The 21,595-nt window shown below is 63.9% G+C and carries 20 protein-coding genes and 1 tRNA gene; 13 read left to right on the top strand and 8 right to left on the bottom strand.

Features of this window, described 5'->3' with window-relative positions; all coding sequences use genetic code 11:
• Nucleotides 1-13: 13 nt before the first annotated feature.
• Together purN and purM are read right to left on the bottom strand one after the other, a co-directional pair.
• Nucleotides 14-610, bottom strand: a complete 597-nt coding sequence (gene purN, locus AB4M76_RS09600) for a phosphoribosylglycinamide formyltransferase (RefSeq protein ID WP_368441604.1) — start codon at nt 608-610, stop codon at nt 14-16.
• The gene (purM, locus tag AB4M76_RS09595) at nt 607-1,653 is read right to left on the bottom strand and encodes a phosphoribosylformylglycinamidine cyclo-ligase (RefSeq protein ID WP_368441603.1); all 1,047 of its coding nucleotides are present in this window, start codon (nt 1,651-1,653) and stop codon (nt 607-609) included. Before purM ends, purN begins: the two co-directional genes overlap by 4 nt.
• A 127-nt stretch (nt 1,654-1,780) precedes the next feature.
• On the opposite strand from purM, the gene AB4M76_RS09590 reads away from it, so the two are divergent.
• Nucleotides 1,781-1,857: transfer RNA gene (locus tag AB4M76_RS09590), tRNA-Ile, on the top strand.
• A 90-nt stretch (nt 1,858-1,947) separates the two neighbouring features.
• Here the strand turns inward: AB4M76_RS09590 and AB4M76_RS09585 are convergent.
• The 3 genes from AB4M76_RS09585 to AB4M76_RS09575 form a co-directional block, all read right to left on the bottom strand.
• Nucleotides 1,948-3,360: a mechanosensitive ion channel domain-containing protein gene (locus AB4M76_RS09585; protein WP_368441602.1), complete on the bottom strand. Its 1,413-nt coding sequence runs from the start codon at nt 3,358-3,360 to the stop codon at nt 1,948-1,950.
• A 93-nt stretch (nt 3,361-3,453) separates the two neighbouring features.
• Entirely contained in the window at nt 3,454-4,296 is an 843-nt protein-coding gene (locus AB4M76_RS09580) for an extensin family protein (protein WP_368441601.1), read from the bottom strand.
• On the bottom strand, nt 4,293-5,264 hold the full coding sequence (locus AB4M76_RS09575; RefSeq protein WP_368441600.1) for a L,D-transpeptidase family protein: 972 nt from the start codon (nt 5,262-5,264) through the stop codon (nt 4,293-4,295). Before AB4M76_RS09575 ends, AB4M76_RS09580 begins: the two co-directional genes overlap by 4 nt.
• A 154-nt stretch (nt 5,265-5,418) precedes the next feature.
• On the opposite strand from AB4M76_RS09575, the gene AB4M76_RS09570 reads away from it, so the two are divergent.
• The 10 genes from AB4M76_RS09570 to eda all read left to right on the top strand — a co-directional run bounded on the left by AB4M76_RS09570 (nt 5,419) and on the right by eda (nt 17,318).
• Nucleotides 5,419-6,450, top strand: a complete 1,032-nt coding sequence (locus tag AB4M76_RS09570) for a LacI family DNA-binding transcriptional regulator (RefSeq protein WP_368441599.1) — start codon at nt 5,419-5,421, stop codon at nt 6,448-6,450.
• Between the two features lie 114 nt (nt 6,451-6,564).
• Complete coding sequence (locus AB4M76_RS09565; RefSeq protein WP_368441598.1) at nt 6,565-7,875, top strand: sugar ABC transporter substrate-binding protein; 1,311 nt, start codon at nt 6,565-6,567, stop codon at nt 7,873-7,875.
• A gap of 115 nt (nt 7,876-7,990) precedes the next feature.
• Nucleotides 7,991-8,857 carry a carbohydrate ABC transporter permease gene (locus AB4M76_RS09560; protein WP_368441597.1) on the top strand — a complete coding sequence of 289 codons (867 nt, stop codon included), beginning with the start codon at nt 7,991-7,993 and terminating at the stop codon, nt 8,855-8,857.
• Nucleotides 8,858-8,867: 10 nt separating this feature from the next.
• Nucleotides 8,868-9,698, top strand: coding sequence for a carbohydrate ABC transporter permease (locus AB4M76_RS09555; protein ID WP_368441596.1), 831 nt, complete (start codon nt 8,868-8,870; stop codon nt 9,696-9,698).
• Between the two features lie 13 nt (nt 9,699-9,711).
• Nucleotides 9,712-10,716 (top strand): ABC transporter ATP-binding protein, encoded by a 1,005-nt coding sequence (locus AB4M76_RS09550; RefSeq protein ID WP_368441595.1) that lies wholly within the window; start codon nt 9,712-9,714, stop codon nt 10,714-10,716.
• A 38-nt stretch (nt 10,717-10,754) separates the two neighbouring features.
• Entirely contained in the window at nt 10,755-12,215 is a 1,461-nt protein-coding gene (locus tag AB4M76_RS09545) for a mannitol dehydrogenase family protein (RefSeq protein ID WP_368441594.1), read from the top strand.
• 1 nt (nt 12,216) lies between these two features.
• Complete coding sequence (locus AB4M76_RS09540) at nt 12,217-13,143, top strand: carbohydrate kinase (protein ID WP_368441593.1); 927 nt, start codon at nt 12,217-12,219, stop codon at nt 13,141-13,143.
• A gap of 162 nt (nt 13,144-13,305) precedes the next feature.
• Nucleotides 13,306-14,757, top strand: a complete 1,452-nt coding sequence (gene zwf / locus AB4M76_RS09535) for a glucose-6-phosphate dehydrogenase (protein WP_368441592.1) — start codon at nt 13,306-13,308, stop codon at nt 14,755-14,757.
• Between the two features lie 79 nt (nt 14,758-14,836).
• Complete coding sequence (gene edd / locus AB4M76_RS09530; RefSeq protein WP_368441591.1) at nt 14,837-16,648, top strand: phosphogluconate dehydratase; 1,812 nt, start codon at nt 14,837-14,839, stop codon at nt 16,646-16,648.
• Nucleotides 16,649-16,652: 4 nt separating this feature from the next.
• Entirely contained in the window at nt 16,653-17,318 is a 666-nt protein-coding gene (eda, locus tag AB4M76_RS09525) for a bifunctional 4-hydroxy-2-oxoglutarate aldolase/2-dehydro-3-deoxy-phosphogluconate aldolase (protein ID WP_368441590.1), read from the top strand.
• Between the two features lie 108 nt (nt 17,319-17,426).
• Here the strand turns inward: eda and AB4M76_RS09520 are convergent, their stop codons facing one another.
• Together AB4M76_RS09520 and AB4M76_RS09515 are read right to left on the bottom strand one after the other, a co-directional pair.
• On the bottom strand, nt 17,427-17,876 hold the full coding sequence (locus tag AB4M76_RS09520; protein ID WP_368441589.1) for a DUF4442 domain-containing protein: 450 nt from the start codon (nt 17,874-17,876) through the stop codon (nt 17,427-17,429).
• A 69-nt stretch (nt 17,877-17,945) separates the two neighbouring features.
• On the bottom strand, nt 17,946-19,268 hold the full coding sequence (locus AB4M76_RS09515) for an ATP-binding protein (RefSeq protein ID WP_368441588.1): 1,323 nt from the start codon (nt 19,266-19,268) through the stop codon (nt 17,946-17,948).
• A 44-nt stretch (nt 19,269-19,312) separates the two neighbouring features.
• Here AB4M76_RS09515 and AB4M76_RS09510 point away from each other — a divergent pair, with 44 nt between their 5' ends.
• Both AB4M76_RS09510 and AB4M76_RS09505 read left to right on the top strand, forming a co-directional pair.
• The gene (locus tag AB4M76_RS09510) at nt 19,313-20,227 is read left to right on the top strand and encodes an MBL fold metallo-hydrolase (protein WP_368441587.1); all 915 of its coding nucleotides are present in this window, start codon (nt 19,313-19,315) and stop codon (nt 20,225-20,227) included.
• Nucleotides 20,228-20,582: 355 nt separating this feature from the next.
• Entirely contained in the window at nt 20,583-21,005 is a 423-nt protein-coding gene (locus AB4M76_RS09505; RefSeq protein ID WP_368441586.1) for a DUF4112 domain-containing protein, read from the top strand.
• Between the two features lie 68 nt (nt 21,006-21,073).
• Here the strand turns inward: AB4M76_RS09505 and ndk are convergent, their stop codons facing one another.
• Entirely contained in the window at nt 21,074-21,496 is a 423-nt protein-coding gene (ndk, locus tag AB4M76_RS09500) for a nucleoside-diphosphate kinase (protein ID WP_067266630.1), read from the bottom strand.
• Nucleotides 21,497-21,595 lie beyond the last annotated feature (99 nt).

Below are 21,595 nucleotides of genomic sequence, written 5' to 3'. Positions count from 1 at the left end.
TGTTTGACCAGCGTCACCCCGTCAGCATCACCGGTTGCCGCTCGCCCGCCGCAAACCGGCGCAGCACGGCGGGGTAAAGCCGGTGCTCCTGCACCAAGACCCGCTCGGCCAGCGTCTCGGGCGTGTCGCCCGGCAGCACCGAGATGCGCGCCTGGCCAAGGATCGGCCCATCGTCGAGCGCGGCGGTCACCTCATGCACGGTGCAGCCGTGCTCGGTATCGCCGGCCTCCAACGCGCGGGCATGGGTGTGCAGCCCGCGGTATTTCGGCAGCAGCGACGGGTGGATATTGATCATCCGCCCGGCCCAGGCATCGGTGAAGCCTTCGGTCAGCTTGCGCATGAAACCGGCAAGACAAATGATGTCCGGCGCATGGGCCTCAAGCGCGGCACTCAGGGCCGCCTCGAAGGCCGGGCGGTCCTTGCCGTAGGGCCGGTGATCGACGACTTCGGTCGCGATCCCCTGCCCCTGTGCCCAGGCGATCCCGCCTGCATCTGCATTGTTCGACAGCACCAGACAGGGCCGCCCGGCGTGGTCCCCGGTCATATCTTCAACCAGCGCCCGCATGTTACTGCCGCCGCCCGAGACGAAAATCGCAATCCGCTTGGTCAAAGCAGCGCGCCTTTGTAAGAGACGCCTTCGCCTTCGGTGATGCGGCCGATTTCAATGGCGCTGTGGCCATCCTCGGCAAAGGCCGCCTTGGCAGCCTCCAACCTGTCGGCGGAAACCACCGCGACCATGCCGATCCCGGCGTTGAAGGTCTTGAGCATCTCGGCCTCGGCCATGCCACCCTGCTCGACCAGCCATTTGAAAACCGGCGGCAGCTCCCATGCGTTGAGGTCAATCTCGGCGCCCAGCCCTTCGGGCAGCACGCGCGGCAGATTCTCGGTCAAGCCACCGCCGGTGATATGCGCCAGCGCCGAGACCGCATCGGCGCGCAGGGCCGCGACAGCGCCTTTGACGTAAAGCCGCGTCGGCGTCAGCAGCGCGCTGCCCAGATCGCCCGCGCCCCAGGGGCAATCATCGCCCCAGCCGAGACCGCTGCGCTCGACGATCTTGCGGACCAAGCTATAGCCGTTGGAATGCACCCCGTCGCTGGGCAGGCCCAAGAGCACATCCCCCGCTTTCACATCGCGCGGCAGTTCGGTGCCGCGCTCCATCGCGCCGACCGAGAAGCCCGCGAGATCAAAATCGCCTGCGTGATACATGCCCGGCATCTCAGCGGTCTCACCCCCGATCAGGGCACAGCCGGAATCGGCACAGCCCTTGGCAATGCCTTCGATGATCCGCGCGGCACTGTCGAGTTCCAGTTTGCCGGTCGCGAAATAATCGAGGAAAAACAGCGGCTCAGCCCCCTGGCAGACGAGATCATTCACGCACATGGCGACCAGATCGATGCCAATGCTGTCGACATTGCCGGTATCAATGGCGATGCGCAGCTTAGTGCCCACACCGTCGGTCGCGGCGACCAGCACCGGGTCGGTGAAACCCGCGCCTTTCAGGTCGAACAGCGCGCCAAAGCCGCCGAGACCGGCCATAACGCCGGGCCGTGCGGTGGATTTCGCCGCAGGCTTGATCCGCTCAACAAGCGCGTTGCCTGCGTCAATATCCACGCCTGCTTCGGCATAGGTGATTCCGTTGTCGGATTTCGTCATGGTCATGGCCCCCGGCGCGCATTTTCCTTTGCGCGCGGAGTTAGAGTATTGCGCCGCACACTGCAATGATTTGGTGCAGCTAATGTCTTGACGCCCCGGCTGTGGCGTCATACCCAAACGCCATGGCGGGCCTGTAGCTCAATTGGTTAGAGCAGAGCGCTCATAACGCTTTGGTTGCGGGTTCAAGTCCTGCCGGGCCTACCATATTTTTCAGTCCCCGCGCTGGAACCGCCGATTTGCCCAAGATGGAACGCGTGGCATCTGGCGGGCCGGTGCCGAAGCTGCCTGCATCCATCAAGTATTGTGGCGCTCGGACCCGGCTGGGTCAGTCTCCCCCAGCAGATCAGTGTCACCCTCTTCGATGATGGGGGCGGTTTGTTGCTGAAGCTCTTCGGCCTCGCTGGCAAGGTCTGTGTCTGCCGAGGAGAACGCCGGCTCCGCGTTTGAGGGTGATGTGCTTTGTTGCTGGGCATCCTCGGCCCGGGACGGCTGAACCGGCTCTTCGGCCTCGACCAGTGGGATGCCCTCTGGGAAAATGACCTCGCGGGCTTCGTCGGGCATCGAGATGCCAGCGTCGGTCAGGGCGCGCTTGCTTTTCCGCAGCAGGGCCGATTTCAGTTTCAGGGGCGAATATTTCCACCCGTCGAACCAGTAATAGACCTTAATGTTCACGGTCGAGGCGCCGAGAGCGTCCACCAGAACCATGGGCGCGGGATCGGCGAATATCGCCTCATGTTCGGTCAAGACCTCTGTCAGCACCGTTTGGGTTTGAGCGACAGATGCATCATATCCGATCCCAACCAGAAAATCGCCCCGGCGCTTAGGGGCGGCTGTGAAATTCTCGATCACGGCTTTGAAAACCGTCGAGTTGGGGATCTGGATGTGATTGCCTTCGGCGGAAATCAGCACGGTGCTGCGGGTATCCATCGTTTGCACGATGCCCTCCCTGTCGCCCACGCGGATCAGATCACCGCGCGAAAACGGGCGGCGAATGCTCAGTAGAAGGCTGGCAAGAAAGTTCTCCGCGATGTCGCGGAATGCGAAACCGATGATGATCCCCAGCACCCCGGCCCCGCCGACGATGGACAGCGCCAATTGGGTCAGCCCGGCCACCTGCAAAACCAGATAGACGCCCAGAAGGAATACCGGGGCCGCGGTTGCCCGGGCGATGAAATCGCGCAGAAACGGCGAGTGGATACGGTCTTGCAACAGCCACCGCATCAGCCGCGAGATCAGCCTTGCCAGCCCCCATGCGATCGGCAGGATCAGCAGGGCCAAGAGAACCAGCGGCAGGGCGGTAAGCCCCTGTTCGGCCATCCGTCGGAGTTCAGCGCGCGCCGGGGCGAGGCTCCAGGACACGGTGTGGTAAACGCTGATATCATTGACCACGGCGACAACACCATCGGTGCGCGCCGCCAGATCGCGGGCCCATTTCTTTTGATCCTCGCTCGTGGCCGTGCCTTGTAGAAAAGCAACGCCGTCGCGAACCCTGACCGCTGGATCATCGAACCATCCGGTCGCTTCGAAAATGGCCTCTATGCGCCGCCCGATCCGCATGTCGCTCGCCGTTGGATCAACTTCGACGGTCTGTTCGGGGGCGGATATCTCGGGCTCGTCCGGTGGCGTCTGGGCCAAAAGCGCGGTGGCGAGGAAGAGGACGGCCAAGGCAGCCGCGAGGGGGCGAATGCAGGTCAAGATCCGAAACATCGTTCAAAAGCCGCCTTTCCTCTGGGCCATGGGGCGCGGTCGATCAGTTTCCAATTAGACCCCTGCCGCCCCATCTGCGAATGCAACACCCGGCTACTGGCAAAGGCGAAACCCGCCATTTCGGGCTTTGATATCCAAATGAAGATGATCCGCATGGGAGGGGTCTGTCCCGGGGCCCAAAACCGTGGTGAAATGCAGACAGGCCGTGGCCCGCACCGCATCCTGAAACGCTTCGGCCATCGTGCCATCCCGCTCGCGCGGTTGGACCGGGATCGGGTCGCCCGCCTCGAAATGGAAGGCCATTATATCCACGGCATTGCCGAAAGCATGTTCAGAAATCTTGCCGTCCTCGCGGGAATTGCGCCGACGGCATATGTAGGTGCTGCCCTGCTCGATGCTTACCAGCGCGCCGCGCTCCGGCAGTTGTTCGGCGGCAGAGCGCACATGATCTTCGGTCCAGCGCACCAGTGCCAAAGCCGTCTCGCAACGCATGAGGCCCGCAGGTTTGAGTTCGATCCCGCCCGGCAGACCGCGCAGTTGAATGGGGTTCTTGATGCCGCATTCCGGGTTCTCTGAATCAGCGATCGTCTCGGGGATATCAAAACTTGCCCCTGTCGCCCGCAACTCACCTTGGCAAGCTGCGAGAGCCTCGGCGTCCACCGCAAGCCGTTCTGGCGCGGGGGGTGCGCTCGCCTCCCTCTCGGGCACTGCGTCTGAGCCAGCGGCCTCGGGGTCGGGCTCTGAGGTTTCCGCAACCCCTTGCCCCGCCTCTGGCATGTCGCTTTTCTCCTCCGCTGCTCCCAAATCCGCAGGGCGCTGTTCGGGAAAGAGCGATGCCCCGGGCGGCGGTGTGTCGACGTCAGCCGGCGTCACCTCTTGCGCCGCGGCCCCGGTCGCCAAGAAAGCCATCAGTATCGGGGGGAGCAGATTGTTCATGACCTGCCTTCGACAAAGACGACCGGAACCTCCGGATCGACCATATGCGCCAATTCGCCCGCGTCCCAATTGGTAAGGCGGACACAGCCATGGCTGACGCTTTGGAACAGCGCGTCAGGGTCGGCAGTGCCATGAATGCCATAGGTCGGTTTGCTGAGGTCAATCCAGACGGAGCCCACGGGGCCGTTCGGGCCGGGCGGCAGCGTCAGGCGTTCATCATTGTCACCCTGCTGAAAGTTCTTGTCGGGCCTGTAGGTATAGGTCGGGTCGATCGCGACGGCGACGACCTCATGCTCTCCAGAGGGAGAGGGCAACTGATCCGATCCGACCGTTGCGGGATAGTTTGCGATCATGTCACCCGCCTCGTTAAAGACAGCGACGCGCCCGACGTCCTTGCGGACTTCGACCCGATGGGCCGGGGCGTCAAGCCGGTCACCGGGCGCGGCCACGGTGATCACCTCTCCGGCCGTAAAACCGGCTGCGGGGTTAAGCTCGCGCAGGAACCCTTCGTCCATGTGGAACTGTTCGGCCAGCCGCTCGGTCACCCGGGTAAAACCCAACCGCTCCAACTCGGCCAGTTCGGCGTAATCATCAGGCAGCGGGGCAGACAGGCCCGCGGTATCGGCTTTGGCGATCCGATATTCTTGCAGCACTGCGGGGCGCTCGGGGCCGCCAAGGGCCGCCCAGACGGCCTGATCCATCTGCCCGTCCTCCTGCAGCCCCTCCCGGGCCTCAAACGCACGAATGGCACTGCGCGACATCGGGCCGCGCCAGCCATCGATGACCCCCGGGCTGATGCCACTTTGATCAAGCAGAACCTGAACGACGGCGGCGATGGCGCTTTGACCCTCGGGCAGCGGGCCGCCCGCGTAGGTCGCGTTTTGGATTTCTTCGACTGTGGGCTGGGCGTGAGCCGCGGGGGCGAGGACGGCAGCCAGTGCAATGACCGTGGATCTAAAATGTTTCATAATCAACCAACTGCTTAAATCTGTTTCAGTTCCCCCGCATTCCGCCGATCTTAGGCGGAGCCCCTGCGCCAACGGGCTTGACCTCGCTTCAATTCCGAAAGATTGTAAAAATAGCAAATTTACGCGCGTAACAATCAAGACGGCAGGGCGCAGAATGGCACCACCAAAAATCCGCAATATGGAAGAGTTCGCGGCCATCAGCGGCATCTCCCGGCCCACGCTTTCGAAATATTTCAACAATCCCGACAGCGTGCGGAAATCAACACGGCTGCGGATTGAGGCCGCGCTGGAGAAGCATGACTACAGGCCGAACATCTATGCGATGAACCAGAACCGGCAGACGACCCGGAACATCGGGGTGCTTGTGCCCAATCTCGCCGATCCTTTCTTTAACGAGATCGGTCGCGCCGTGGAGGTCGCCTGTATCGAGGCAGGCTACAGCCCGATCCTGCTCAGTTCGCATGGCAAACCCGAGCTTGAGGCCGAAAATCTGGAATCGCTGCGCGCATTGAAACCCGCAGGCATTTTGCTCGCCCCCTTTGGCCGCGGGTCCGACCGCAAGGCCATCGACAAGATCGCCAAGGAAGTCCCGCTGGTGCTCTTTGACGCCAATATCAGCGAGACCGGCGCGGCCTTTGTCGGCACCGACAATCTGCAAAGCCTCGGGTTGATCGTCGAATATCTGTGCCGCAGCGGCGCGCCGCCCAGTTTCTTTGAAATGGAAACCCCTGCGAACCCGAATGCGATCAAACGCCGGCAGGCCTATCAGCGCAGTATGGAGGCGCATGGCTTTGCGCCGCATATCTTGCAGGTCAAAGGCAGCGGGTGGAATTTTGAGGAGATCGGCCAAGTCGAGGGCGGCGCGGTCCTGCGGCAAGGCGGCTTGCCGACCAACACGCTTCTGTGCAGCAACGACCGGCTGGCCATCGGCATGTTGTCGGCAGCCTATAAGCTGGGTCTCAAGGTGGGCCATGGCCCCGGGTGCGACCTCCGCATCGCAGGCCATGACGACCATCCGTTCTCGCGGTTCACCTGCCCTTCGCTGACGACAATCGCGCAGGATTACGCAGCCATCGCCGAGCGCGCTGCCACGTCGCTTTTTCGAATCATCGACACGAATGAGAGACCTGCAACGCGCGTCGAGACCCTTTTCGAAGGAAAACTGGTGCTGCGCGACTCCGCCTAACGGTCCGGTAGGGAAAGATAAAACCTATAAAGTTTTCGCGCGTAAATTTTAAATTGACTTCGCGTAGCCTTGGCGCCTAGGATTTTCCTACACTGGACGTTTAGGGAGGAACGAATGTCCCAGATCAGATCACTCTATGCCGCCACGGCAATTTCTGCCCTGTCTGCGGCTGGCGCTTTCGCTGAAACCACCGTCACCATTGCCACCGTCAACAACGGCGACATGATCCGCATGCAGGGTCTTGCTTCGGAGTTTGAGGCGGCGCATCCGGATATCGATCTCGAATGGGTCACGCTTGAGGAAAACGTCCTGCGCCAGCGCGTGACACAGGATGTTGCGGCCAAGGGCGGACAGTTCGACGTGATGACCATTGGCACCTATGAGGTTCCGATCTGGGGCGCACAGGGCTGGCTGGTGTCGCTCAACGACATGTCCGAGGAATGGGACGCCGACGACCTGCTGCCGGCTATCCGCGACGGGTTGACCGTGGATGGCGAACTCTATGCCGCCCCCTTCTACGGCGAAAGCTCGATGGTCATGTACCGCAAGGACCTGATGGAAAAGGCCGGTCTGGAAATGCCCGAAGCGCCGACCTGGGAATTCATCAAGGAAGCCGCCGCCGCGATGACCGACAAGGAAAACGAAATCTACGGCATCTGCCTGCGCGGCAAGGCCGGTTGGGGCGAGAACATGGCCTTCCTGACGGCCATGGCGAACTCCTTCGGCGCGCGCTGGTTCGACGAGAATTGGCAGCCGGAACTTGATGGCGAAGAATGGACCGAGGCGGTCACTTTCTACATGGACCTGATGCAGAACTACGGCCCCCCGGGCGCGTCGACCAACGGATTCAATGAGAACCTCTCGCTGTTCCAGCAGGGCAAATGCGGCATGTGGATCGACGCCACCGTGGCGGCCTCCTTCGTGACCAACCCCGACGATTCCACCGTGGCCGATCAGGTCGGCTTCGCACTGGCCCCCGACAATGGCCTCGGCCGTCGCGGCAACTGGCTCTGGGCCTGGTCGCTGGCCGTGCCTGCCGGCTCGGATGCGACCGAGGAAGCCAAGACCTTCATCGAATGGGCCACGTCGAAAGACTACACCGCGCTGGTTGCCGAGAAGGAAGGCTGGGCCAATGTCCCCCCGGGCACCCGCACCTCGCTTTACGAGAACCCCGACTATCAGGAAGCCGCCCCCTTCGCGGAGATGACGCTGGGCTCGATCAATGCCGCCGATCCAAAGAACCCTTCGGTCAAGCCCGTGCCCTATACCGGCGTGCAGTTCGTCGCGATCCCGGAGTTTGCGGGCATCGCCACGCAGGTCGGTCAGGAAATCTCGGCCGCCCTCGCCGGACAGCAATCGGTCGAAGAGGCGCTTGAGAAGGCCCAGGCGCTGACGCTCGACGAGATCGAAGCCGCCGGCTACTGAGGTGGCGCATGCCGGGCGGTGCAAAAGCATCGCCCGCAAGCCCCCTATCAATTTTCGCAGAACCACCGTTTGATCCAAAGGCAGCCCCCGGGGCCGTCAACAGGAGAGATCAGCCATGGCAACACAAAGCTCCCGATCCGCAGCCCGCCTGATGATGGCGCCCGCCGTGATCCTGCTGCTGGGATGGATGCTGGTCCCGCTGGTGATGACCCTGCTGTTCTCCTTCAAGAAATACCTGCCCCTGCGCGGCGGTGATCTGGGCTGGGTGGGGTTTGACAACTATTTGCGTTTCGTGACCTCCAGCGCCTTCTGGCCCTCGGTTTGGGCCACGCTGATCATCGTCGGCGGCGTCCTGATCATCACCGTGGTCCTGGGGGTGCTGCTGGCGATCTTGCTGAACCAACCGATGTGGGGTCAGGGCTTTGTCCGCATCCTCGTGATCTCGCCGTTTTTCGTGATGCCCACCGTCTCGGCGCTGGTCTGGAAAAACATGTTCATGGACCCGGTGAACGGCCTCTTCGCGCATCTGTGGAAATTCTTCGGCGCGGCACCCCTGGAGTGGCTGAGCCAAGCCTCGCTGCAATCCATCATCCTGATCGTTTCCTGGCAGTGGCTGCCCTTCGCCACGCTGATCCTGCTGACCGCGATCCAGTCGCTTGACCGCGAGCAGTTGGAGGCCGCCGAGATGGACGGCGCGACCCCGCTCCAGCGGTTCGGCTATGTCACCCTGCCGCATCTGGGCCGCGCCATCACCGTCGTTGTGTTGATCCAGACGATCTTCCTTCTGGGCATCTTCGCCGAGATCTTCGTGACCACCCAAGGTTCCTTCGGCACCCGCACGCTGACCTATCTGATCTACCAGCGGGTGTTGGAAAGCCAGAACGTCGGGCTCGGCTCCGCCGGCGGTGTTTACGCCATCATCCTCGCCAATATCATCGCCATCTTCCTGATGCGCATGGTTGGCAAGAACCTCGACAAGTGAGGAGACCAACATGGCCCGCGCCGTCACATCGCAACGCAAGATCATCAACACCGCCGCCGCATGGGCAGTGGGCCTGCTGATCTTCTTCCCAATCCTCTGGACGATCCTCACCAGCTTCAAGACCGAGGCCACGGCAATCGCCGACCCGCCGGTCTTCATCGGCTTCGACTGGACCTTGGCGAATTACGCCACGGTGCTGGAGCGGTCGGACTATGCGCGCTTTTTATGGAACTCCATCATCATCGCAGGCGGCTCGACCATTCTCGGCATTCTGGTCGCCGTCCCCGCCGCCTGGTCGATGGCCTTCGTGCCCTCGAAGCGGACCAAGGACATCCTGCTTTGGATGCTCTCGACCAAGATGCTGCCGGCGGTCGGGGTGCTCTATCCGATCTACCTCATTTTCATCAAACTGGGGCTGCTCGACAGCCGCACCGGTCTGGTGATCGTGTTGATGCTGATGAACCTGCCGATCATCGTCTGGATGCTCTACACCTACTTCCGCGAAATCCCCGGCGAAATTCTCGAAGCCGCGCGGATGGATGGGGCCAGCCTGAAGGAAGAGATCCTCTATGTGCTGACGCCGATGGCAGTGCCCGGGATCGCTTCGACCCTGCTTTTGAACTTCATCCTCGCATGGAACGAAGCCTTCTGGACGCTGAACCTGACGGCGGCCAAGGCTGCCCCGCTGACGGCCTTCATCGCCAGCTATTCCAGTCCTGAGGGGTTGTTCTACGCCAAGCTGAGCGCCGCCTCGACCATGGCCATCGTGCCGATCCTCATCCTCGGCTGGTTCAGCCAGAAACAACTTGTCAGCGGTCTGACCTTCGGCGCCGTCAAATAGGAGACATGGGAACATGGGACGTATCACATTGGACAAGGTCTCCAAGAGTTTCGGCGAGGTGGAGGTGATCCCGCCGCTGGACCTGACCATCGAAGACGGCGACTTCACGGTTTTCGTCGGCCCCTCGGGCTGCGGCAAGTCGACCCTGCTGCGGCTGATCGCGGGGCTGGAGGACACCACCAGCGGGCAGATCCGCATCGACAGCCAGGACGCCACCCATGTGCCCCCGGCGAAACGCGGTCTGGCGATGGTGTTCCAATCCTATGCGCTCTACCCGCATATGTCGGTGCGCCGGAACATCGCCTTTCCGATGAAAATGGCGGGCGTCTCCGAAGACGAACAGGCGCGCCGCATCGAGGGGGCTGCCAAGGCGCTGAACCTCACCGATTACCTCGACCGGCGCCCGGGGCAGCTTTCGGGCGGGCAGCGCCAGCGCGTGGCCATTGGCCGGGCCATCGTGCGCGAACCGGCGGCTTTTCTTTTTGACGAACCGCTGTCGAACCTCGACGCGGCGCTGCGTGTGGGCATGCGGCTGGAGATCAGCGAGCTGCACAAACGCCTGCGCACGACGATGATCTATGTGACCCATGATCAGGTCGAAGCGATGACCATGGCCGACAAGATCGTGGTGCTGAGGGCCGGGCATATCGAACAGGTCGGCAGCCCGCTGGAGCTTTACCGCAGACCGCGCAACACCTTCGTCGCGGGCTTTATCGGCTCGCCCAAGATGAACCTGATCGAGGGGCCCGAGGCCGCCAAACATGGCGCGCATAGCATCGGCATCCGGCCCGAACATATCGATGTGGTCGAAGGGGAAGGCACCTGGCAGGGCACCGTGGGCGTGGCCGAACATCTGGGCTCCGACACTTTCTTTCACGTCCATAACACCGGCCTCGCCGAGATCCTGACAGTGCGGGCCTTGGGGGAGGTCACGCTGAGCCATGGCGATAGGATCCACCTGTCGCCACGGGCCGAACAGATCCACAGGTTCGACGCGCAGGGTCTGCGGATCGAATGACGCGACATAGGACAACACCCTGGTTCGGGCGGGCTGACATGACGACAGATCTTTCGCTTTCCACGCTATCACAGCTTCCGAAACGCGTCTCGGTCCCTTCCTACGCTCGCGCCGACCTCACGCCGGGCATCCTGCACATCGGGATGGGGAACTTTCACCGGGCCCATCAGGCGGTCTATCTCGACCGGCTGTTTGAGCTCGGCGAGGATCACGACTGGGCCATCGTCGGGGCCGGCATCATGCCCTTCGACGCCGAGCGGCGCGCCCTGTTGCAGGCGCAGGACTGGCTGACCACCGTGGTCGAACTCAGCCCCGAGACCTATGCCGCGCGGGTGACGGGCGCGATGATCGACTTCTGCCCGATCGACGCCCGGGCGGTGATCCAGCGCATCGCCGACCCCGCGATCCGCATTGTCTCGCTGACCATCACCGAGGGTGGCTATTTCATCGACGCCGCCAACGGCGCCTTTGATGCCGCCCATCCCGACATCCGTCACGATGCCGCCACGCCCGAGGCACCCGTGACCGTCTTTGGCATTCTCTTGGCCGGACTGCGCCAGCGCCGCGAAAGCGGGCATCCCCCGCCCACCATTCTGTCTTGCGACAACATCCCCGAAAACGGCCATGTCACCCGCCAGGCGCTGGCCGGCCTGGCCGGGCTGGTTGCCGGGGATTTGCGGGACTGGATCGAGAAAGAGGTCGCTTTCCCCAATTCGATGGTCGACCGTATCACCCCCGCCACCTCGGCCAGCAAACGCGCCATGGTGGCCGAGACTTTCGGCATAAACGACGCCGCGCCGGTGGTCTGCGAGCCGTTCGCCCAATGGGTCATGGAAGACCATTTTCCCCTTGGCCGCCCGGCTTTGGAAAAGGTTGGGGTGGCCTTCGTCGACGATATCGCGGCCTATGAGAGAATGAAACTGCGCCTTCTCAACGCCAGCCATGCCGCGCTGTCCTATCCCGCCGCCCTGATGGGCCACGACTGCGTGCATGAGGCGGTGGCGGATCGGGAGATCTTTGATTGGATTGAGCAGCTGATGCGCAGTGAGGTGATCCCCCTGCTCGCGCCGATCCCCGGTGTGGACTATGACCACTACCTCGCGACCTGTCTTGATCGTTTCGCCAATCCGGAGGTGCGCGACACCATCGCGCGGCTCTGTCAGGACGGCTCGAACCGCCAGCCGAAATTCATCCTGCCCAGCATCGCGGATGCGCTGGCCCAAGGCCGCCCGCTCGATGGGCTGGCGCTCGAAGTGGCGCTCTGGTGCCGCTACTGCGCCGAGAGTGACGCGCTGGACGATCCGCGTGCCGAGCGGCTGCGCGCTGCGGCCCGGCGGTCACGGCAGGCTCCGGCCGCATTTCTCGCCCTGACGGAAGTCTTCGGCACCCTGGGCCAGCAGGCGCGATTTGCCCACGCCTTTGCCCGGCAGATCGACGCGGTCTGGGCCGGGGATGTCCGGTCAGCCCTGCGGCGTTTTCTGAACCAGAAGGCAGCGTGATATGATCCTCTGTTGTGGCGAAGCGCTGATCGACATGATCCCGACGACAACCGTCGACGGGCAGAACGCCTTTGTCCCCCATCCCGGCGGCGCGGTCTTCAACACCGCCATTGCGCTTGGCCGTTTGGGGGCCGAGGTCGGGCTGCTCACCGGACTGTCGACGGATATCTTCGGCGCGCAATTGGCCGAGGCGCTGGCGGCCAGCCATGTGGAGGCCGGTCTGGCGCTGCGCGCCGACCGCCCGACCACGCTGGCCTTCGTGCGACTGATCGACGGGCAAGCCCGCTACAGTTTCTACGATGAGAATTCCGCCGGACGCATGGTGACCGCCGCCGAGATGCCCGCCGTGCCAGCGCAGATCACGGCCCTCTTTTTCGGCGGCATCAGCCTTGCCTGTGAACCGGCGGCAGAGGCCTATGCCGATCTTCTGGCGCGCGAGGGCCAGTCCCGCGCGGTCATGCTCGACCCGAATATCCGCCCCGGTTTCATCGAGGACGCCGAGCGCTATCGCGCACGGCTCAACCGCATGCTGCAACAGGCGGATATCGTGAAAGTCTCCGACGAGGACCTTGCCTGGATTGTACCCGACACCGCATCTTTGGAAGAGAGGGTCGCGCATCTGCGCAAGCGCGGGCCCGCCGTGGTGATCGTGACCCGCGGTGGCGAAGGGGCAACTGGCTATCTGCAGGACGGCACCGCGGTGCATGTCCCCGCCGCGCACGCGAGGGTCGTCGATACTGTGGGGGCGGGCGACACGTTCAACGCGGGCGTTCTGGCAAGTCTGGCGGCGGCGGACCAATTGACCAAAGCCGCGCTGGCGGCGCTCTCGGCTAAGGACTTGGAGAAAGCCATGGCCCATGGCACAAAGGTCGCGGGGGTCACGGTTTCCCGCGCCGGGGCCGACCCTCCCTGGGCCTGCGACCTCTGATCATCCGCTCCGGCCAAACGCATCTATTCTCGGGACTAAAAATGTTAGCGCTATCATCTCCAGTACCCTTCCTGCCGAACCCGGAACCTCACGCAGGTAGATCTGTCACCCCGCCACTGACAGGCAGACGCGCAGGATGCGCCCGGCGGGCCGGTTGACGCCATGGTATCGCGTGTCATCCCCGTCGCCCCCTTCGATCTCGTCCTCTTTGGCGCCACGGGTGATCTTGCCCGGCGCAAGATCATCCCCGGGCTGTTTCACCGTTTCGCCGTGGGCCAGATGCCAGCCGATGCGCGCATCATCGGGGCGGCGCGCAGTGAGATGACCCATGATGCCTTCCTCAATCTGATCCGCGACAGCCTCGAAGAATTTGCCCCAAAGGCGGCAGCGCAACCGGATAAGATCGCCGCTTTCCTGCAAACCCTGCGCTATGTCTGCCTCGATGCCACGGGTAAGGCTGGCTGGGACGATTTGGGCCAGCATCTGCGCCCGGAGACGGTGCGCGCCTTCTATCTGTCGGTCTCGCCCCGCCTCTTTGGCGACATCGCGGACAACCTCAATACCCAAGGTCTCGCCACGCCGCAGGCCCGGATCGTCGTCGAAAAACCCTTCGGCCATGATCTCGCCTCGGCCAAGGCGCTGAACGCGGATCTGCGGCGTGTCTTCGACGAGGGGCAGATCTACCGGATCGACCATTATCTCGGCAAGGAAACGGTGCAGAACCTCATGGTGCTGCGCTTTGCCAATGCGCTTTGGGAGCCGCTTTGGAATGCCACCCATATCGACCATGTTCAGATCACCGTGGCCGAGAGCCTCGGCGTCGAAGGTCGGGGCGAGTATTACGACCGCTCCGGGGCCATGCGGGACATGGTGCAGAACCACCTGATGCAGCTGTTATGCCTCACGGCGATGGAGCCGCCGTCGCGGTTCAAACCCGATGCGGTGCGTGACGAGAAGCTGAAAGTGATCGAAGCCCTCGATCCCGTGCCACCCGACAACATCGCCCGCGGGCAGTACCGCGCGGTCAAGGGTGACGGCGGCTATCGCGATCACGCCGGTGATCCGCAAACCCGGACCGAGAGCTTCGTCGCGCTAAAGGTGAACATCAGCAACTGGCGGTGGGCCGGCACCCCCTTCTACCTGCGCACGGGCAAGAAACTGCGCGCCCGCAGCTCCGAGATCGCGATCACCTTTCGCGATCCCCCGCATATGATCTTCCCCAAGATGGCGGGCCGTCGCGGCAACGCGTTGATCATCCGGCTGCAACCGGATGAGGGCATCACCCTGCGCACCACGATCAAGGAGCCCGGCCCCGGTGGCATGCGGCTGGTCGAAGCCGCGCTCGACCTCACCTTTGCCGAGGCGCTTGGCCCCCATGCCGAGGCGCAGGATGCCTATGAACGGCTGGTGATGGATGTGATCCGTGGCGATCAGACCCTCTTCATGCGCGGTGACGAGGTCGAGGCCGCCTGGACCTGGGTCGACCCGATGATCAACGGCTGGGAGGAGAGCCGCGAAAGCCCCGCGCCCTATGACCCCGGCAGCGCCGGGCCGGAGGATGCGCTGATGCTGCTGCACCGCGATGGCCGCCGCTGGCGCGATCTGGCGCCATGAGAAGGAAAACAGCCGCAGCGCAGAATGCAATCTCGGCGCCCGCCCCTCTGGGCGCGGGCCGATGGAAAGGAGAGAGAAAATGACCCACATGAACGACACCGTGAGACGGGTGACCGACCGGGTGATTGCCCGCAGCGAAGCCAGCCGCAGCGCCTATCTGGCCCGGATGGAAAGCGCCCGGGCAAAAGGCCCCGCCCGCGCGCATCTGTCCTGTAGCGGGCAGGCCCATGCCTATGCCGCCTCCGGCCCCGACAAGGACCGGCTGGCCAGCGCCAGCGCCGGCAACCTCGGGATCGTCACCGCCTATAACGACATGCTTTCTGCGCATCAGCCCTTTGAGCGCTACCCCGAACTGATCCGCGAAGCCGCCCGCGAGATCGGCGGCACCGCACAGGTCGCGGGCGGCGTGCCGGCCATGTGCGACGGGGTCACGCAGGGCGAGGCCGGGATGGAACTGTCGCTCTTCTCGCGCGATGTGATCGCGCTGGCCGCCTCGGTGGCGCTGAGCCACAACACTTTCGACGCCGCAGTCTTTCTGGGCGTCTGCGACAAGATCGTGCCGGGGCTGGTGATCGCGGCGCAGGCCTTTGGCCATCTGCCGGCGGTTTTCATGCCTGCGGGGCCGATGGAAAGCGGCCTCTCCAACGATGAGAAAGCCAAGGTGCGCCAACAATTCGCCGCCGGAGAAGTGGGCCGCGAGGCGCTCATGGCCGCCGAGATGGCCGCCTATCACGGCCCGGGCACCTGCACCTTCTACGGCACCGCCAATACCAACCAGATGCTCATGGAATTTATGGGGCTGCACCTGCCCGGCGCCAGTTTCGTGCCGCCCAATACCGGCCTGCGCGACGCGCTGACCCGCGAGGGCGCCAGACGCGCGCTGCGCCTCAGCGCACTTGGCAATGACTACACGCCGGTCTGCGATATTCTGGACGAACGCGCCTTCGTCAACGGGATCGTCGGGCTCAACGCCACCGGCGGCTCCACCAATCTGCTGATCCACCTCATCGCCATGGCGCAGGCGGGCGGGATCATCCTCGACTGGGAGGACTTTTCCGAGTTGAGTGACATCACCCCCCTGATGGCGCGGGTCTATCCCAATGGTCTGGCCGATGTGAACCATTTCCACGCCGCGGGGGGGCTTGGCTATATGATCGGTGATCTGTTGCGCGCGGGCTTGCTGCACCCCGACACCAAGACCGTCGCGGGCCACGGGCTGGAGCATTACACCAAGGATCCGGTCTTTGCCGAGGGTGTATTGGATTGGCGCGACGGCGCGGGCGAAAGCCTCAACGACAAGATCCTGCGCCCCGCGAGCGACCCGTTCCAAAGCACCGGGGGCCTCAAACGCCTCTCAGGCTCGCTCGGGACCGGGGTGATCAAAGTCTCCGCCGTGGCCGAGGAGCATCGCAGCGTCGAAGCCCCGGTGCGGGTCTTTCATGATCAGGACGCGGTGAAAGCCGCCTTCAAGGCCGGGGAGCTGACCGGTGACCTGATCATCGTCGTTCGTTTTCAGGGGCCCAAGGCCAATGGCATGCCCGAGTTGCACAGTCTCACCCCGCTCCTGTCGATCCTGCAGGGGCGCGGCCAGAAGGTGGCGCTGGTCACCGATGGGCGCATGTCCGGCGCATCGGGCAAGGTGCCGGCCGCGATCCATGTCTGCCCCGAGGCCGTGGACGGCGGGCCGATCGCGCAGCTTCAGGATGGCGACATCCTGCGCCTCGACGCCAAGGACGGCAGGCTCGACATTCTGACGCCCGGGGTTCTGGAACGCCCCCTTGCGCGTGCCGACCTCACCGCCAACGCCGCTGGCACGGGCCGCGAGCTTTTTGCCACCTTCCGCGCAACGGTCGGCTCTGCCACCCATGGCGCAAGCATTTTCGGAGGATGAACCCATGAGCCTTTCCCCCAAAGACGCCAGCCGCCGCACCCGCGAGATATGCGGCTTGGCACCCATCATTCCGGTTCTGGTCATCGAAGACGCCACCACCGCCCGCCCATTGGCCGAAGCCTTGGTCGCCGGGGGGCTGCCCGCGCTCGAAGTCACGCTGCGCACCCCGGCGGCGCTGGACGCGATCCGCGCCATGCGCGAGGTCACAGGCGGGCATGTCGGGGCCGGCACCCTGATCACCCCGGAGGACGTGCGCGCCGCCAAATCTGCGGGCGCGACCTTCGGCGTCTCCCCCGGCGCGACCGACGACCTGCTGGCCGCCTGCGCAGCAGAGGGCCTGCCGCTTCTGCCCGGCGCCGCCACGGCCAGTGAGGCGATGCGCCTGTTGGCAGGGGGCTATGACATGTTGAAGTTCTTCCCTGCCGAAGCCTCTGGCGGCGCAGCGGCCCTTAAATTCATCGGCGCTCCCCTGCCCCAGATCGCCTTCTGCCCCACCGGCGGGATCGACTTGGAGAACGCCCCGGGCTATCTCGCGCTGCCCAATGTGCTTTGCGCCGGGGGCAGCTGGGTTGCGCCCAAGGCGCTTGTCAGCCGGCAGGATTGGGCCGGGATCGAGGCCCTCGCCCGGGAGGCCGCAGAACTGGGGGCCGCGCAGCGCCCTGTCGAATGAGGCAGAGATTTTCCGACAACCGCGACCGCATAAGGCATGAACACGCCCGCCTGAGACGTTCTAATTGCGGCCCCTCTCCTGCCGGGCTACGCGGACCGCCTCTGTCCTCTAGCGCTTTGCGCTGACATGCCAATTGACCGTCATCTCGACCACGGTGTCGCCCGCTTCATTCTGGATGTCGACCGTCACGTCAAAGGCCACTTTCCCTTCGTCCTGCAGGGCCGACAGCAGCTCGGCACCGGGGCGCGAGGTCTTGGCATGGGCGGTCAGCGTGCCTTCGGCGATCTTTTTGAAGGCGATCTGCCCCATGGCGGCAACCGGGCGCATGTCCATGATCACCGGCGCAATCGCGCCCGCCATGGCCGCCCCCGAGGCCGCCTCGCCCAAGGTGAACATCGCCCCCGCGTGCTGGCTGCCGATGTGGTTCGAGGTCTCATGCCGCTGCACCAATTCGGCGCTGGCGCTGCCGTCATCGATCTGGAGCAGTTTGACACCCACATGGGCGGCAAAGGGAACAGCCGTGTCGAGATGGGCTTTGATCATGTCATAGGGGGTCATCGGCGGGCTCCATGTTGGTTTGGCGCCACTCTGGCAAAGATGGGCCGGGCCAGCAATGCTACCGCCGGGTCACCGGGCGATCACGATATCCGCCCGCAGACCGCCAAGCCGCGCAGATTCGCCCAGACGCAGCACCCCGCCATGGGCGCGGGCGATGTCCGTGGCGATCGCAAGGCCAAGCCCAACGCCGCCACCCTTGTCCTGATTGCGGGCCGGGTCAAGCCGCGAGAAGGGCCGCGTCGCTTCCTCGCGCCGGTCCTCGGGAATGCCGGGCCCGTCGTCCTCCACCCGGATGCGCAGGGTGCGGTCGCTGAGCATGACCGAAACCTCGGCCCGCGCCCCGTAGCGCACGGCGTTTGAGATGAGATTGTCCACCGCCCGCCGCATCGCCACCCGGCGCAGCTTGACCATGCCCGCGCCCTCGCCCTCGGGCGGCAGTAGGGTCACGGCGCGGCCTGCCCGCTGCGCGTCCTCCACGATCTCGGCCACAAAGGCGCGCGGCTCCACCCTTTCGGGCTCACCCTCTGCCGCGCCTTTGGCGAAGTTGAGAAACTCATCCAGCATGCGCTGCATGTCATCCACATCCGCCATGAGGGGGGCGGCGTCGTCCTCATCCATCATCGACAGGCCCAATCGCATCCGGGTCAAGGGCGTGCGCAGGTCATGGCTCACGCCCGAGAGCATCAAGGTGCGCTGTTCGATCTGCCGCTCGATCCTTGCGCGCATGTCGACAAAGGCATTGCCCGCCGCGCGAATTTCGACCGCCCCTGCCGGGGTGTAGGGCTCATGCCGGCCCCGGCCAAAAGCCTCTGCCGCACGGGCGAGCCGTTTGATCGGGCGCAGCTGGTTGCGCAGGTAGATCGAGGCGATGATCGACATCACCACCCCGAAAAACACCATATGCACAAAAAGCTGATGCGGGTTGGAGGCCGATATCCGACGCCGGTCGAATTGGATGCGCAGCGGCCCATGCGGGCTTTCGACATAGAGAACGACGAAATCGTCATCCGCCAGATCGACCGCCTTGATCCCCTCCATATTGGCTCTCAAACGCGGAATCAGGACGCGGCCGGAATAGTCATACCACAGCATGCTGTCATGCTCGGGCAAGGGCCGGTTCGCGGGGGTGACGACCATATCAAGCGGCCCGGCGCGGGCCTGCACCGCCATCGGCACCGATTGCGCATCGGGCGCAGTGCCCACGGCGAGCATGATCAGTTCCAACTCCCGCAGCACCGTGTCGGTCATCTGATTGGTGACGCCTTCGAAATGTCGCTGGGCAAAGATCACCACCACGACCAATTGCAAAACCACCACCGGCAAGAGCAGGATCAGCGCGGCGCGTCCGTAGATGCCGCGCGGCACATATCGTTTGAGCCAGGCAAAATTCATGGCTAGACCTTAGCCAGCCCCCTGCCGCTGCGAAAGGTGAATCCATGCTGCCGCCCGATGACTTTGACCCCGAGATTGGCCCTGCCGAAACCTTGGAGCCCGGGCTGCGCCGCATCGTGGCGCCGAACCCGTCGCCGATGACCTATCGCGGCACCAATACCTATCTTCTGGGCGATACCGATGTGGCCGTGATCGACCCCGGCCCCGACAGCCCGGCCCATCTGGACGCGATCCTTGCGGCGATCGAGCCGGGCCAGCGGATCAGCCATATCATCGTCACCCATACCCATCTTGACCATTCCCCCCTCGCGCGGCCCTTGGCCGAGGCTTGCGGCGCGCCGGTCTATGCCTTTGGCGCTGCAGCTGCGGGGCGGTCGCCGATCATGCAGCGGCTGGCCGAAGCAGAGGTGATCGGCGGCGGCGAAGGGGTTGATCTCGGCTTCCAGCCGGATCGCCTGCTTGCCGATGGAGAGATGCTTATCGGCGAAGGCTGGCAGTTGGAAGCGCTGCACACCCCCGGCCATATCGGCAATCACCTCTGTCTTGCGATGGGCGATGTCTGTTTAACGGCGGATCACGTCATGGGCTGGGCCACCTCGCTGGTCTCGCCGCCCGATGGTGATTTGACCGATTTCATGGCGTCCTGCGAACGTCTGGCGGCGCGGGCGTGGCGGGTGTTCTACCCCGGCCACGGCGCCCCGGTGCATAATCCGGCTGAAAGGCTCACGTGGTTGATGGCCCACCGCCGGGCGCGCGAAGCCTCCATTCTGGAGGAGCTGCGCAAACAGGACGCAACCGCCGCCGAGCTTGCCGCGCTGATCTATGTGGATACGCCGCCGGCCCTGCTGGGGGCTGCGATGCGAAATGTGCTGGCGCATCTCGTTGATCTGACCGGACGGGGGCAGGTCAGCCCCTTGGGCGCCTTGCAGGCAACGGCCCGTTTTCGCCTCAACCCATAGGTGAGGCCGGGCCAGAACCGTCGCAAATTGGCAACGAAAGCCGTATTCTCGGCAGTATTTGGCCCTGTTTTGGACCTTTCCCCCGCCCAAGCTGGTTTCATGGGTGAAGCAACTCACCCACCGAGCAGCAAAGGAGCTACCCGATGGCCCAATATAGCAGAACGCAGCAGCCGCAAAAGCCCGCGCCCAAACCGCAGCCGACCTCGGCGCGCCCGCCGCAGAAACCCACGCCGATCTTCACCGATTACGCCAGTATTTGACCACACCCGTTAAGATGCCGGATGGGGCCGGCAGATGACGGAACCCAGAGCCACCGCGCTGCGTTTACGCTTCAGTGCAACAACGCAGGTATCCTATGGCTACGCAACCTCATGCCCATGACGCCGATCTCGCCCGGCTCCGCCGCTTGGCTGAAACGATGGACAGCGCCTATAAGCTGCCGGTGGTCGGTGTGCGGATGGGCTGGGACTCGATCCTCGGCCTTGTCCCCGTGGTTGGCGATACGCTGGCCCTACTGCCCTCGGCCTATATCATGAAGGAATCGTACCGCATGGGCGCGCCGAAAGGCGTCCTCGCCCGAATGGCGGTGAATGCCGGGATCGACTACGTCATCGGCTCGGTGCCGCTGGTCGGGGATCTCTTTGACATTGGCTGGAAGTCGAAGCTGCGCAATGTGGACCTTTTGGAAAAGCACCTGCAAAAGCAGGCCGCCAAGGCGCCGCGCGCCGGCGATGTTGAGGGGCGCATGTCCTCGCACCACCCGACATTGAACAACTGATCTACCGGGCGATAACGAAAAAGGGCTGCCCCAAGGCAGCCCTTTCGCATCTCTGATAAGCCGATGGCTTAGCCAACCAGTTCAAGACCGGAGAAGAAGTAAGCGATCTCGACCGCTGCGGTTTCCGGTGCGTCGGAACCGTGGACGGAGTTTTCGCCAACGCTTTCAGCGAATTCTGCGCGGATGGTGCCTTCGGCGGCGTCTGCCGGGTTGGTGGCGCCCATGACTTCGCGGTTTTTCGCGATGGCATTTTCGCCTTCCAGAACCTGAGCCACGATCGGCGCGGAAGCCATGAACTCGCAGAGTTCGTCATAGAAAGGACGCTCGGCGTGCACCTTGTAGAACTCGCCCGCCTGCGCCTTGGTCAGGTGGATGCGCTTTTGTGCGACAACGCGCAGGCCCGCGTCTTCGAATTTCTTGACGATGGCGCCGGTGAGGTTGCGGCGGGTTGCGTCGGGCTTGATGATCGAGAAGGTGCGTTCGAGGGCCATTGGCTGTACTCCATAGCGGGTGTTGATTTGCGCGCTCCCTAGCATGGGGTCTGACCCATGAAAAGCCGTGATTGACCTTCGCGCCCGCTTGCGCCAAAC

Origin of the sequence: Sulfitobacter sp. PS-8MA, assembly GCF_040933935.1 — a bacterium.
Taxonomy (GTDB): Bacteria; Pseudomonadota; Alphaproteobacteria; order Rhodobacterales; family Rhodobacteraceae; genus Sulfitobacter.
The sequence above is the reverse complement of the archived record's forward strand: the minus strand, read 5'-3'. Positions and strand labels throughout refer to the sequence as shown.

What these genes read in the sequence shown, in the direction of transcription:
- AB4M76_RS09565 (WP_368441598.1), top strand. Translation starts at nt 6,565, where the DNA reads ATGTCCCAGATCAGATCACTCTATGCCGCCACGGCAATTTCTGCCCTG.
- AB4M76_RS09570 (WP_368441599.1), top strand. Translation starts at nt 5,419, where the DNA reads ATGGCACCACCAAAAATCCGCAATATGGAAGAGTTCGCGGCCATCAGC.
- edd (WP_368441591.1), top strand. Translation starts at nt 14,837, where the DNA reads ATGACCCACATGAACGACACCGTGAGACGGGTGACCGACCGGGTGATT.
- AB4M76_RS09505 (WP_368441586.1), top strand. Translation starts at nt 20,583, where the DNA reads ATGGCTACGCAACCTCATGCCCATGACGCCGATCTCGCCCGGCTCCGC.
- AB4M76_RS09550 (WP_368441595.1), top strand. Translation starts at nt 9,712, where the DNA reads ATGGGACGTATCACATTGGACAAGGTCTCCAAGAGTTTCGGCGAGGTG.
- ndk (WP_067266630.1), bottom strand. Translation starts at nt 21,496, where the DNA reads ATGGCCCTCGAACGCACCTTCTCGATCATCAAGCCCGACGCAACCCGC.
- zwf (WP_368441592.1), top strand. Translation starts at nt 13,306, where the DNA reads ATGGTATCGCGTGTCATCCCCGTCGCCCCCTTCGATCTCGTCCTCTTT.
- AB4M76_RS09580 (WP_368441601.1), bottom strand. Translation starts at nt 4,296, where the DNA reads ATGAACAATCTGCTCCCCCCGATACTGATGGCTTTCTTGGCGACCGGG.
- eda (WP_368441590.1), top strand. Translation starts at nt 16,653, where the DNA reads ATGAGCCTTTCCCCCAAAGACGCCAGCCGCCGCACCCGCGAGATATGC.
- AB4M76_RS09510 (WP_368441587.1), top strand. Translation starts at nt 19,313, where the DNA reads ATGCTGCCGCCCGATGACTTTGACCCCGAGATTGGCCCTGCCGAAACC.
- AB4M76_RS09520 (WP_368441589.1), bottom strand. Translation starts at nt 17,876, where the DNA reads ATGACCCCCTATGACATGATCAAAGCCCATCTCGACACGGCTGTTCCC.
- AB4M76_RS09515 (WP_368441588.1), bottom strand. Translation starts at nt 19,268, where the DNA reads ATGAATTTTGCCTGGCTCAAACGATATGTGCCGCGCGGCATCTACGGA.
- AB4M76_RS09545 (WP_368441594.1), top strand. Translation starts at nt 10,755, where the DNA reads ATGACGACAGATCTTTCGCTTTCCACGCTATCACAGCTTCCGAAACGC.
- AB4M76_RS09575 (WP_368441600.1), bottom strand. Translation starts at nt 5,264, where the DNA reads ATGAAACATTTTAGATCCACGGTCATTGCACTGGCTGCCGTCCTCGCC.
- AB4M76_RS09585 (WP_368441602.1), bottom strand. Translation starts at nt 3,360, where the DNA reads ATGTTTCGGATCTTGACCTGCATTCGCCCCCTCGCGGCTGCCTTGGCC.
- AB4M76_RS09555 (WP_368441596.1), top strand. Translation starts at nt 8,868, where the DNA reads ATGGCCCGCGCCGTCACATCGCAACGCAAGATCATCAACACCGCCGCC.
- purM (WP_368441603.1), bottom strand. Translation starts at nt 1,653, where the DNA reads ATGACGAAATCCGACAACGGAATCACCTATGCCGAAGCAGGCGTGGAT.
- AB4M76_RS09560 (WP_368441597.1), top strand. Translation starts at nt 7,991, where the DNA reads ATGGCAACACAAAGCTCCCGATCCGCAGCCCGCCTGATGATGGCGCCC.
- AB4M76_RS09540 (WP_368441593.1), top strand. Translation starts at nt 12,217, where the DNA reads ATGATCCTCTGTTGTGGCGAAGCGCTGATCGACATGATCCCGACGACA.